The sequence below is a fragment of the Shewanella sp. SG41-3 genome, assembly GCF_014164545.1.
Classification (GTDB): Bacteria; Pseudomonadota; Gammaproteobacteria; order Enterobacterales; family Shewanellaceae; genus Shewanella; species Shewanella vesiculosa.
The window spans coordinates 93958-107420 of the sequence record NZ_JACJFJ010000003.1 but is presented as its reverse complement, the minus strand read 5'-3'; the positions used below and the strand labels follow the sequence as shown (position 1 = coordinate 107420).

The window sequence follows — 13463 nt, the reverse complement described above, 5'->3', positions numbered from 1 at the left end:
GAAACCCTAAGCCGAATAGATTATTAATATTGAATGATGTAAACAAATATCGTTATTTGTGAGTGACTAAACTACACTTAGGTGAATGTTAACGATAATATAGCGCATGTTTTTTTATTCCTAAGCAAATTGAATTGCTAACCTTGACTGAGTTGATGAATGGCAGATAGCACCCAGCAACTATTGAAAAGTGTTTTTACAAATGGACCTATTGAGAGTAGTAATACTTCGGTGTTATCGCTGCTTAATCAAGCACTAGAGTTAGTCTGTAAAAGACTAGAATGCAGCGCGGCATTTGTACTGACAAATCAGTACGATAAAGTATTTTCGGTCGATGTTGAAATTATCGACACGTCAGAGCAGCAATGTGCTAGTTATTTTGGTACTTCCCCCGCTTCTGAAGCACTGTTCAATCAACAGTTTAAAGATCATCTGTCGCTTTGCGAATCCTTATTATCTAATCATCAGCTTATCACTTATGCTCATAATGCTACGCAAGGGTTAACCGACCAACAAGATCCAATATTAACTCCACTCATTAGCCTTTTTAACGGTCTCAATATTAATTGCCAGCATATTGCACTCAGCCCCGTTTTACAGGTAGGCAATGTCAGAGTCGTGTTAGGCACTCTGTGTGCTTCAGATGCTAATCCTGTTGTGAGTCAGCATAAAGATCCCATTTCGTTTATACACAAGCTACTCGAAGATACCGCTTATCAATTGGCATCGTCACTTGAGTTACGTCGTTTAGCCGTTTTGCTAGATAGTAAAGATAAACAATATCAAGAGCTGTTTCAGTTATTGCCCATAGCCTGTGCGCTCATTGATTTACAGAATAATATTGTATTGCAAAATGATGCGAGTAAAGACAGTCTGCTTATTAGTGAAGGCCAAAGTTTATTTAACTTATTGCGTGAAGAAGATCACCCACTGCTACTCGATACGTTGCACATTGTCCGCGAAGGTATTTTACGTCAAGCCTGGTGTGAAGTACCGCTGCGAAATGGTGGGCAAATTCATTGGTACAAGTTTAGCTTTTGCCATGCTCTTAATAAGCAGCAGCAGTTATTGTTAATGATTGAAGATGTCACCGAGCGTTATCGACTTGCTGATGAATTATCATTTCACTCCAATCATGACGTATTAACCGGCTTACCGAATCGGCTGCAGTTTGAAAATATGCTCGAAGAGTTATTAGACGATGAAGATCATACACCTGCTTGTATTGCCTTTCTCGATCTCGATCAATTTCAGGTGGTTAACGATCTAAGTGGTCATCAAGCGGGTGATTTGTTACTGCAGCAAGTGGCCACACGGTTAAAACAATTATTACGCAAAGGCGATGTTGTTGCGCGGCTAGGGGGCGATGAATTTGGCTTATTGATGAACAATTCCGATGTGTCATCAGCACAACAAGTGGCGCAACGAATTTGTCAGCAATTATTTGAGCATGAATTTATTTGGAAGGGGGTTAAGCATAATATTAGTGCCAGTCTTGGCATAGCCAAAGTTGATTATGTTGCTCCGGATATCTATGGTGTCATGAGTAAAGCGGATGCGGCTTGTCGATTAGCCAAAGAGGAAGGCCGTAACCGCTGGCATTTTTACAATCCAGATGACCCACAAATGAACCTCATGTATAACCAAATGCTTGCATCTGTAGATATTACTGGAGCACTTGCGTTAAATCAGTTTGAGTTATTTTATCAACTCATTGAGCCGCTAAATAAACCCGAAACTGGGATACACATCGAAATATTACTGCGCATGGTACAAAGCGATGGCCGATATGTATCACCTGGCGTGTTTTTACCTGCTGCTGAGCGTTATAACTTAGCGCCTCGTGTTGATAGATGGGTTATCGATAATTTATTGAAATGGGGTGGCAATAATTTAACCATATGGCGTCAATTGTCTATGGTTTCGGTTAATTTGTCGGCAATGTCACTGGCCGATCAAAAGTTCATGAATTGGCTTGAAATGCGCTTAATGGTTGAACCAGAGTTGGTGAGTAAGTTATGTTTTGAAATCACCGAAACCGCAGCCGTAAGCCAGTTAGACCAAGCCACAGGGTTAATTGATTTGTTACGTCCGTTTGGCTGTAAAATCGCTTTAGATGATTTTGGTTCTGGTTTTTCAAGTTTTGCTTATTTAAAATGCCTCGATGTGGACTACGTTAAAATTGATGGCCAATTTGTGGTCAATTTATGTGAAAACCGCAGCGATAAAGCGATTGTGACAGCAATTTGTCAGCTGGGTAGAGACATGGGGTTTGAGGTTATCGCCGAGTTCGTTGAGAATATTGAGATTGGCTTATATCTGAAAAATATCGGCGTTGATTATGCTCAAGGTTATGCCATTAATAAACCCATGCGCTTGGCCGAATTATCACACGGTTTGCGAACACCTTGGTTAACATCCGCTACGTTAGGAGATAATCTTACGGCCTTAAATGATTAATTGATGTATGCCATCTGCAATTAATGACACCTTGATATGATTGTGGGTAAAATGAGCCCATAAAATTGCCGTAAAAGTTAATAGCGTTGACCTCAAAACAAGCATTACCGCGCCCAGAATCATCGATTATCACTTCATTACCCATACAGGCGGTACTTAACTCGTTGCGGGTGCAGTTTGCCGATCATTCGCAGATTATTCTTGAAGCACCTACCGGTGCGGGTAAATCAACAGCCTTGCCATTAGCCATGCTAGCCTGGCCTGAAATTACTGGCAAAATTCTCATGTTAGAGCCGCGCCGAGTTGCCGCCCGCAATGTAGCTCAATTTATCGCTAAACAATTGGGCCAGGCGGCTGGCCAACAAGTGGGTTATCGTGTACGCGGCGAATCAAAAGTCAGTGCTGATACTCGACTCGAAATTGTGACTGAAGGTATTTTGACCCGCATGATCCAACAAGACCCTGAACTGAGTGGTATTGATGTGATTATTTTCGATGAAATACATGAACGTCACCTCACTACCGATTTAGGCTTAGCTTTAGCATTAGAAGTGCAGCAATCATTGCGTGACGATTTACGCATTATTGCCATGTCTGCAACCCTGTCTGGTTTACCGCTCGACACCTTAATGCCCGATGCAGCTCAGATCCACAGTGATGGCCGCAGTTTTGCGGTTGAGATTGCTTATCAACCTTGTCCAAGTCAGCAAATGTGGCTTACGCACATGTCTCGGGTCATTCTCGACACCATCACGTCGATTGAATTAGCCGCTTATCAACAAGGCAGTGTGCTAGCATTTTTACCCGGCAAAGGTGAAATCCGTAAGCTCGCTGGATTGTTACGTGAGCGTTTGGATGCATCATGGCTAATTTGTCCTATGTATGGCGATTTATCGTCTGCAGAACAAGATCAAGCTATTCGAGCAGCAGAGCCTGGTAAACGTAAGATAGTCCTTGCGACCAATGTGGCGGAATCGAGTTTAACTATCGAAGGCATTACGCTAGTGATAGACAGTGGTTATCGACGTGAAGCGAGTTTTAACCCTAAAACCGGCGTGACACGCTTGGGGCTTAAGCGCATTAGCCAAGCTTCTGCCATTCAGCGAAGTGGTCGTGCAGGGCGCTTAGCTGCGGGTTATTGCGTACGTTTATGGAGTCAAGAAGAACAAGGACGTATGCGCAAGGTCGACGAACCTGAAATTACGCAAGCTGAACTGACTTCGATGGCACTTGATTGTGCCAATTGGGGCGCTAAATCATTTGCCGAATTGTCTTTGCTTACGCCGCCACCGGCCATTCATGAACAGGTTGCTTGGGGATTACTTCAGCAACTTGAATTGATTGACTCACAACGTAAGTTAACGCCATTAGGTCGAGATGCTTATGCATTAGGTTGCCATCCGCGTTTAGCGCATATGCTGCTTAAAGCTAAGCAACTTGCCCAGGATGACAATCAGCCGCAACTGTGTTTATTGGCATGTGTGTTAGCGGGCATTATTGAAGCTCGCGGCTTACCCAAAAAAGGCGCCGATATTCATCATTATTTGACTGAGGCTTTGCAGGGACAGATTAAGCAGCAAGTAAGGCAATGGCAGCAATCCTTGGCGATATCGGGTCAGATCAATGAAGCCATACGAAATGCATCCACTCGCGATATTAGTTATTTGTTAGCACTTGCTTACCCTGATCGTATTGCCAAAGCCCGTGGTCATGAAGGATTTTTATTAAGTAATGGTACTGGCGTAGTGATCAGTGCCGATGATAGTTTGGCACATGAACCATGGTTAGTGGTTGCTGACTTTCAAGAGACTCAAGGTCGTAATGCTGGTCAGGTTTACCTTGCTACAAGGTTGGATGAGCGTTTATTTACGGCTGAGCTTACCTCGTTAGTGACCACTCATGTACACGCTGGTTGGGATGAAGCAAAAGGGCGTTTCTTTGCAGAGAAGCACACTAAAATCGGTGAGATTATTATTAAAGTCGACACCGGTATTACACCTGAACGAGCACACATTACCGCCGCGTTGTTAGCACAAATCCGCATTAAAGGGTTAACAATCCTTAATCGTGACGAGCTATTAATCCAGTTACAATATCGGGTTGAATTAGCACGACACTTTGATCCAGAGCATGATTGGCCTTGCTTAAGTGATGAGTTCTTGCTGGCTTCATTAGAAGATTGGCTTGGGCCACATTTAGACAATATTCGTTCATTGGCCGCATTAGCTAAAGTTGACGCTTATGGATTAGTGAAAAACTTACTCAATTGGCAGCAGCAGCAAAGGTTAGAACAATTGGTGCCTACACACTGGCCGATGGCAACAGGTACTCGTGCGCCAATTCGTTACCAGATGCCCCTTGACGCCGATGGACATTTTTATCATAACCATGATCAACAAGGGCGTGCGTTGCTCAGTGTACGATTACAAGAAGCATTAGGGATGGCACAAAGCCCGACAATATTGCACGGTAAAATGACCGTGACTATGGAGTTGTTATCGCCAGCACAAAGACCATTAGCCGCAACGGCTGATTTAGCCAGTTTTTGGCAAGGCCCTTATATTGATGTGAAAAAAGAAATGCGTGGCCGTTATCCTAGGCATTTATGGCCTGATGACCCAGTGAATACTGTGGCTACAAAATTTACTAAAAAGAAAACTCCTGGCGTGTAAATAAGTTATCTAGCTTATTAATAACATGTAATTATTCAGCGTTATATGGAAAATGAAATCATTATTTATGACTAAAAAAACCAAAAAGTCTTCGGTAACCACAAAAAAGACAGGACCCTCTTGGTGGCGAAAGCTGTGGTCACTCACATGGAAATTATCCATAGTTGGTATTGCCGTTGTAAGCTTTTATGCTATTTATTTAGACCAAATTATTGCGCAAAAATTTGAAGGCCAAAAGTGGCATTTACCTGCGCAAGTTTTTAGCCGTTCAATGGCGCTATACCCGGGAGCTGCGATAAGCCATCCTCAGCTAATGGCTGAATTAAAACTATTGGGTTATCGTAAAGTGGCTAACCCACGTCAAGTTGGCGAGTTTTCAGCATCCAGCACCCGCATTGAATTATGGCGTCGGCCGTTTTTGCACCCAGAAGGTAATCAAGTCGCACAAAAAGTGATGATTAGCTTTGATTCTCAGGGCGTGAGCTCGGTTAAGCGCATGTCTGATAAACGTGAATTAGCCGTATTTCATTTAGAACCAGTTTTACTTGACCGTATTATTGCCGGCGATGGCGAAGATCGCTTATTTGTGCGCGCGCCTGAAATGCCTTCGATGATCATCGATGCGCTTATTTTGGTTGAAGACCGCAGCTTTTATGATCACTTCGGGGTAAACCCATTGGCCATTGCAAGAGCTGCAGTTGTCAATATCACCGCGGGTCGTACCGTTCAAGGTGGTTCAACCTTAACTCAACAGTTAGCCAAAAATTTCTTTTTAAGCAGTGAACGTTCAATTGTGCGTAAAGTACGTGAAGCCCTTATGGCGCTGATCATTGATTTTCGATATAGCAAAGATGAAATTTTAGAGGCTTATCTCAATGAAGTGTACATGGGCCAAGATAAAGCCCGTGGTGTGCATGGTATGGGGCTAGCATCACAGTTTTACTTTGGTCGCCCCATTGCTGAGCTGACCGTGTCGCAACAAGCCTTTTTAGTTGCGGTTATTAAGGGGCCTTCTTATTACAATCCTTGGCGTTATGCTGAGCGAGCCCAAGAGCGACGTGATCTAGTATTACGTTTATTGATGGAAAACGATAAATTAACCGTTGCTCAATATAAAGCTGCTGTAGAGTCGCCTATTGGTCTTCGCAGTGCGACAAAATCGGTACATCAAAAATTACCGGCATTTTTTGCCGTGGTAAAACAAGAGTTGCGCGACCGTTATGGCGACTCATTACTCAAGCAATCGGGTGTTAAAGTCTATACCACGCTTGATCCTATGGCCCAAGAAGCAGCTGAAAAAGCCGTGTTATCTACCATGGCATCACTGGATAAACGGGCTAAAAATATTCAAGTCGGTATGGTGGTTACCGATAAATACACCGGTGGTATTGCTGCCATGGTGGGTGATAAGCAACCCAGTTATGAAGGCTTCAATCGTGCGGTAGAAATTAGACGTCCAATCGGATCGTTAATTAAGCCATTCGTGTATGCCAGCGCATTACGCCAAGCGGATAAGTTTACCTTAGCGACCCCAATTGAAGATAAACCTATTACGCTTCAAAATGAGCAAGGTAAAACCTGGTCACCTAAAAATGTCGATAAAAAGTTCAGCGGTCAAGTGCCTTTATTAAGTGCATTTAAAGATTCAATGAACGTTCCAACGGTAAATGTTGGTTTGGCTGTTGGAGTAGACAAGGTTGCTGCTACGTTAAAAAGTTCAGGTTGGGATGATGATATTTCTCCTTATCCATCCATGTTACTTGGTGCTGTAAATGGTTCACCATTAATGGTGGCTCAAGTTTATCAAACCCTTGCAGATGAAGGACGTTATCGTAAGTTATCATCGATTACTGCTGTGCTCGACAGTCAAAACCAAGCATTAGATGTTAGCCGTGTGCCATCGTCGATGGCGATTGATCCTGCTACCGATTATTTAGTCCAATATGCAATGAATCAAGTGGTGCGTTCTGGTACCGCTAAGCGCTTAGGTGCTGCATTCCCTGGCGTACGTCTAGCGGGTAAAACGGGGACCAGTAACGACAGTCGCGACTCATGGTTTGCAGGTTTTGATGAACGTAACGTGGCAGCTATTTGGGTTGGTCAAGACGATAACAGTAAAACTGGTTTATACGGCAGTAGTGGTGCAATGGCTGTGTATCAAGCTTTTCTAAATGAACGTCCGCCGCTTAGTTTGCGTATGATGCCTGTTAATGGCGTAATAAACGGTTATTTTGATCGAACAACTGGCGCGGCTAAACAAGGTAATTGTGCCAATATTGTTGGCTTACCGGCTTTAGAATCAAGCTTTCACCCAGTGGCTAATTGTGGCGAGTCACTCTCGTGGTGGCAGAAGCTGGTGGGGCAATAATTGATCTGCTAACTCGTCTTAAAGTATAAGCCTATTTCAGGGCAAGACATCTGAATATAAAAAGCCCAAGGTTAAATAACCTTGGGCTTTTTATTGGATTCAACCTTGGTTTAATAATGGCTAATGTTTATCTAGCTGTTGCCTTAACTTTTTGATTTCATCGAGCATGTGTTGTTGGTTTTGTTCCATTTTCTGCTGGTTTAGCTGCATTTGCTCCAGCGCCATATTTAGCTGATTGTTAATGTGTTCTTTATGTGCCGTTTGGGCTTCTTGTGCCTCGGTACGTTCTTGCTCATCAGGAGCGACGAAAACAGAAGCCATGTAACCCGATATCACCCCAAAAAAGCTAACCCCGCTGATAATCACTAGCCCACCAATAACATGACCAATTGTAGTGACAGGGTAAAAATCCCCATAACCGACTGTTGATATGGTCACTAAAGCCCACCAAATGGCTTGTTCTGCAGTTTGGATGTTGGCGTTAGGCTCAGCGCTTTCTACTAATAAAATAAGTACTGATGCAGCCGCTAAAATTAACACCATAGCGACCAATAAGCTGGCCAGAGTCGTTTGTTTACGTTGACGCAATAATGGGATGAGTAATGAGCGACTCATGCGGATTAACCGAATGACTCTTAATATTTGGAATATACGTGCAAAACGCAGTGCTTCAATAGCCGGAATACTGGCAATAAAGTCAATCCAATGATGGCGGATGTAAAAGGCTTTGTTGCGTGCTTTGACTAAACCATAGAAAAATTTGGTCATGAAAATGACACATATGGTCGTGTCGATATAGAGTAAGACTTTGTTCGTTTCAGCGCCTAACTTGCCGAACGTCATGGTCAATACAATAACCACTGAAATTAATGATAACACCATCATCGCGAGTTCGAATGGACTCGGACCATCGACGTTTTTAATTGACCAACTTTTAGATTCGAGCATGTCGTTAAATCCGTTTACATTCGTTAGCCGTTAGGCCTAGTGAATTGATTAGCTTTATCATAACAAAAAACGCACAAGGCAGGGGCCTAGTGCGTTTTTTTAGTTGGCATAATTAGCATAAAACCGTGTTTATTTTGCTGATTTATTATCAACGAAGTGGACTAAGTCATCTAACACACGCTTTTTAATTTCCAGTTGTGACTCACTGTCTAAACCGTATTTCTGCGCTAAAATAACATAGTCAGCAGCATCTAATGACACGGTTAAACGCGGACGTTTAGGTCGTTTAGATACCGATAATCCTAGTATCGTCCTAATTTGGTCTGATGGACTCACGCCTTTGTCTAAGGCCGCTTTGCGGATCGAGTATTGAAACTTCTCATCCAGATCAAAAGCCACTTGAGTCGCTTTCGCCGCTTGTTGGTTTTTAAGCCATTTCTCTGGTAACGGTTTGCCTGAACTCATTAGAAAATCGTCTCCTACCTGTATCAGCTTGCTGGCCAGTATTCTCTAATATCTGTCAGTGGTCGATATAATGTCAACATCACTTCAGTGTCGCCACTTTCGTAAACTTCAATATCTACCGCATGAGAGTCAGCAGAGTTGACTAAGCTGTAGCCTTCAAAACCTTCACCGCGGGCATCATCGTCATTTTGAGGCGGCTTTAAATCTCGATAATCTTGACGATGGAAGTAGCCAAAACTAGCAAATTCGGCTTGATGATATTCATCACTGAGCCATTTATCTAGCTCGGTCGCTAATTCGTCATTCAGAGTTTGCAGAGTGAGTGTTGCTTTACCTGGTTCTTCAAATATTTCTGCAAATGCATCAAGGTCAAACAATTGTTCAACCAGATCACGATTTATTTTGATTGAAATACTTAAGTAAGATTCGTCTTCTTGAATATAGGATAGGTAAATTGCCGTGCCGCTATGGCCACGCAATAAGAATTCACAAAGCTGCGAGCGCTGGTATTCATAAGTATGAATAGCCTCAACCTTAAGCTGTTGCCCACGTAATTGCGTGGGCAAAGCAAAACTGTCATCAAAGGTGATCATATCACCCTTGAGCAGTTTATTAGGGTGGTCAAGCTGACGCTTCGGGGCTTCTTTTTTGCCGAATAGGCCGCTAAGAAATCCCATAATCGCTTAGCCTTTACGTGCTTTGATGCGATCTAACACTGCATTAGCATTCGACTTTTGCTCACCAATACCCGCTTCTGCTAGTTTTGCGTGTAATGACTTATCGCTATTTTCTTCAGCTAAGGTTTCAGACGCTTTTAAGCGGTCATCAAACTGCTGCTGACGTGCTTTGATGCGCTCAAGTGAATCTTTAGCATTAAGCAGTTTTGAGTTGCTTGAAGCAAATGAGTCAGTGATAGTCGCAGTCGCTTTTTGTACACTTTCAGTTGTTTTGACCATGGTTAATTGACGTTGATAATCATTTAACTGACGCTCGGTCTTTTTAACTAAGTCTTTTAAACGCACTGCATGCGAACTAAAGCTGTCATTGGCAGTTTGTTGCTCGGCTAACTCTTCGTCTAATTGAGCAATCTTTTCTGCAATTTCAATCGCTAATGCTTCATTGCCTTTTTCTAGCGCTTGGGTGACATAACCTTCGTGCTCAGCAACGCTGCGCTTTAAGCGATCAATTTCGCGGCTAGCTTGCATTTCTTTGGCCATCACGTCGGTTAATTCACGTTTAGCGCGAGTTAAATGTTTTTCTGCATCTCGAATTTCTTGTTCAAAAATACGAGTTGAGTTTGCGTCAACGATATTTTGGCCAACTTCTGTTGCACCACCACGAAACGCTGTAAGAATCTTGTTTAGAATGCCCATAATTGGCTCCTTAGTTTAAAAATTCGACGAGTTCGTCGATGACTTCCAGACAGTTGTCTGACAGTACTGCTAATTCTTGTTCAATCTCTTCCATGCTTGAAAGCACAGATAAAGCTCCGTAAACCACATATTTATCATCAATTTTAGCAAACGATGATAATGGCATTGGAATGTTCAGTTCTAACATGGTCTCAAACATTTCAGACCGACGAGCTTGATTTACTTCGTTTTCGCCCCACAAGTAACTGATGCACAATATTTGGTTATCAGTTACTGATACAAACACCGGAATTTCTTCGCGGCCGACAATATTGACTTGTAACACTTCAACATCACCGTCAATCGGATAACAATCAAATTGAAAACCGGTTTTGCTGTGATCGCACAGTCCGTTTAGATGACTTGCAATAGTATGGATGTTCATATTCGTCCTTAATTGACATATTATGTCTGTGAGTAAAGATAGCATCTAGACATAATATGTCAAGCGCTATCTGGTCCAATTAAAAAAGATTAATTACTTCATTTTCTGACCAAGCTGCTAAATGGTAGTAATACAGCTGCAGTGAACCAATTTCGTTCACTTTGATCTTGTCTATATCGGCATAAAAATGCTTAGGGAATTCAAATGAACCATGGATAAGCCCAGGAGTAAGCCATTCTTCTGGCACCGGAATATTATCGATGGCGGCTAATCGCTGTTGTGGATTTTTGCCCATCTTACTGCCGATACTCCAACCCCATTCCCCAAAGCTCGGCACATTATGATGATACTGTTTTACATTAAATCCTGCTGCAGTAAGGGTTTTTCCCACCGATATAAACGCTTTTGGCGCATGATAAGGTGACGTTGACTGCACAGTGATCACGCCATCTGCACTGAGTAATTCATTGAGCTTGCGATAAAATAAATCTGAATACAATTTATTTAAGTCTGGGTGGCTTGGGTCAGGCAAATCGACAATGATGGCATCAAATATTTGACCTTTTTGGATCAGCTTATCAACCCCGTTAAACGCATCATCGACCATTAAGGTTAAGCGTGGATCGTTTAACGCATCGCCATTTAATGCTAATAATGCATCGCTTAAGCGTTTGGGCATATCTGCTGGTGGCGATTTAAATAAGGCTAATAGGTCTTTATCCAAATCCATTAAAGTAACGGCTTTAGGTTGCCATTTGAGTACTTGTTTTAACCCTAGGCCATCACCACCGCCAATAATTAACACATTATCGTGCCGTGCGCTGGCTGCTAATGTTGGGTGAACTAAAAAGCTGTGATAGATGTGTTCGTCGCTGCTCGAAAATTGCAAACGGCCATTGATGTATAAATTATAAACTGGCGGTAAACCACCTCCGCGCAGACGCTCAGTAAAATTGAGTTGCTGGAAGCGCGTTGCTTTGGCATACACCACATGATCTTTATATAACAGGTTATTAAAATGCTGTTCCCAGCTAGGGCCTTTAACGGCCAATAAGCCAATCACCACACTGGCAATAATATGGCCTATGAGCAGCAATTTAACATGATTGATTTTTGACCAGAAACGCCAAATAAAGATTAGCCCTGCGATGAGGTTAACACTGGCGGTGAGTGCTGCAGCCAGTTGAATATCGATGGCCAACATAAAGCCGACCCAAATAGCGGCACCTATGCCCGCACCAATGTAATCAGCACCATATATGGTGCCGGCATTATGCAGTAAGTGTGCTTCAGACAAAGATTGCCGAACGCGGGCAATCAGCGGTATTTCCATGCCAATCATTAACCCCAGCAGTACGCCCCAAACATAGGGTAGGTATGCGCTAAGGGTTTGCAAACTTGCAATAAAGCCACCATTAGGTAGGTGATCCGGCGGCAGCCCTAAAGTATTGGCGATGGTTAATGGCAGTTGTTGACCAAAGCCAATTACGGCCGCGGTAACGATAATCGCAAATGAGCCACACAGTGCTACGGTTAATTCGAGCATAGCAAAGCCAGTGAAAGCGCATTTAATTTTCCGTGCAGCAAAGGCTCCCACACCCATAGACACAATCATCAAGCCTATCATGGTGTAAATAGCTGCTTCTAGTGCGCCAAGAATTCGGCCCGCATAGTGAGATAATAGATATTCATAAATGAGACCACATCCCGCCAACGAGGCCATGATGCCGAGTAATAAGGCATCATCAAACCACGATACTTGACGGGATGGCGGGGAACTTTGCTGTGAGCCCCCTGGTGTAGTGTTAGCGGGAAGTTCATCGAGCAAAGGTGTTGTCATAAATTAAGCCATTAACGCCGTAAGAATAAGAGCCACGGCAATACTAATCGCCATTTCAACGGCTGCGATACCGATGTTTTGTTGTTTTTCGACTTCCTCGGCAAGATTAATACCGGCCAATACCAGTTTTTTTACCACGGTTATCAATAGCGATAATACCACCAACATAATCAGTGAAAATACGCACCAACCAATAATGTTACTGACGTGAGCCGTTGGATTGTATGCAATGAAATGGCTTGCGGCGTTAAAGCTTAACGCCATGGCAATCATGTAACCGCTATGACGCAATGCTAATGCCGTTTGGCCTTGGGTTAAGGCTTGTTGCATTGACGCACCTTGATTACGTTGAGCGTAACGTTTTTCGCGCAGTCTGGTGAGAATAACTAACATTAATTGCGAGATTAAGAAGGCGCTGAAAATAGCGATGAAGGTATCGATGGTAATATCTTCTGCCCACATTAATACTGCGCGGATAATAATGGCAGTGGCAATAGCCGCCGCCGCATCAACCACAGCCACAGAGACATTACCTTTGAGAATTTCAGCGTTTTTCGCAAATTCATTTAAGGCGATTTTGTCGTGTAAAAAACGGCCCAATTTAATCAGTACTAAACCAAATAAACCGTAAGCCGACATGCCAATCGCTTCGGTTAAATAAGACGGTGCTGCCTCGCCAGTTATGGCGCCGGTAAGCACAATGCCCAATGCTGCGATTGCACCTGCTGTACTAATACCAAAGGCGAAATTGTCACGTTCTGCTAGCTCGGCACTGCTGTTAACTTTAACACTCCAGCCTTGCAAGTAACGCATTAGCGTCAGTAAAACGATAGCGATGGTTAAATCAATGGCTAAGATAATCGCCAAATGTTGAGTTAAGCCATATTCTTGAAAAAATGTCATGGTGAGTCCT

10 protein-coding genes are annotated in these 13463 nt (G+C 43.0%); 3 read left to right on the top strand and 7 right to left on the bottom strand.

The window, feature by feature from the left end:
• Positions 1-159 precede the first annotated feature (159 nt).
• The 3 genes from H5164_RS06450 to mrcB all read left to right on the top strand — a co-directional run bounded on the left by H5164_RS06450 (position 160) and on the right by mrcB (position 7500).
• A complete protein-coding gene (locus H5164_RS06450; protein WP_182755319.1) occupies positions 160-2460 on the top strand; it encodes a bifunctional diguanylate cyclase/phosphodiesterase in 2301 nt (766 codons plus the stop codon).
• A 128-nt stretch (positions 2461-2588) separates the two neighbouring features.
• Complete coding sequence (gene hrpB, locus H5164_RS06445; protein ID WP_182755620.1) at positions 2589-5132, top strand: ATP-dependent helicase HrpB; 2544 nt, start codon at positions 2589-2591, stop codon at positions 5130-5132.
• Between the two features lie 67 nt (positions 5133-5199).
• Positions 5200-7500, top strand: coding sequence for a penicillin-binding protein 1B (mrcB, locus tag H5164_RS06440; RefSeq protein WP_182755318.1), 2301 nt, complete (start codon positions 5200-5202; stop codon positions 7498-7500).
• Between the two features lie 120 nt (positions 7501-7620).
• Here the strand turns inward: mrcB and H5164_RS06435 are convergent, their stop codons facing one another.
• From H5164_RS06435 to H5164_RS06405, 7 genes are all read right to left on the bottom strand, one after another.
• Positions 7621-8448 (bottom strand): ion transporter, encoded by an 828-nt coding sequence (locus H5164_RS06435; RefSeq protein ID WP_124018088.1) that lies wholly within the window; start codon positions 8446-8448, stop codon positions 7621-7623.
• 129 nt (positions 8449-8577) lie between these two features.
• Entirely contained in the window at positions 8578-8913 is a 336-nt protein-coding gene (locus H5164_RS06430) for a hypothetical protein (RefSeq protein WP_124018087.1), read from the bottom strand.
• A gap of 23 nt (positions 8914-8936) precedes the next feature.
• Positions 8937-9590: a hypothetical protein gene (locus H5164_RS06425; protein WP_182696683.1), complete on the bottom strand. Its 654-nt coding sequence runs from the start codon at positions 9588-9590 to the stop codon at positions 8937-8939.
• A 6-nt stretch (positions 9591-9596) separates the two neighbouring features.
• Positions 9597-10286, bottom strand: coding sequence for a PspA/IM30 family protein (locus H5164_RS06420; RefSeq protein ID WP_124018085.1), 690 nt, complete (start codon positions 10284-10286; stop codon positions 9597-9599).
• Positions 10287-10296: 10 nt separating this feature from the next.
• Positions 10297-10710 (bottom strand): YjfI family protein, encoded by a 414-nt coding sequence (locus tag H5164_RS06415; protein ID WP_124018084.1) that lies wholly within the window; start codon positions 10708-10710, stop codon positions 10297-10299.
• Positions 10711-10789: 79 nt separating this feature from the next.
• A complete protein-coding gene (locus H5164_RS06410; RefSeq protein ID WP_259395232.1) occupies positions 10790-12550 on the bottom strand; it encodes a polyamine aminopropyltransferase in 1761 nt (586 codons plus the stop codon).
• A gap of 3 nt (positions 12551-12553) precedes the next feature.
• Positions 12554-13453, bottom strand: a complete 900-nt coding sequence (locus tag H5164_RS06405; protein ID WP_124018082.1) for a DUF350 domain-containing protein — start codon at positions 13451-13453, stop codon at positions 12554-12556.
• Between the last annotated feature and the right edge of the window lie 10 nt (positions 13454-13463).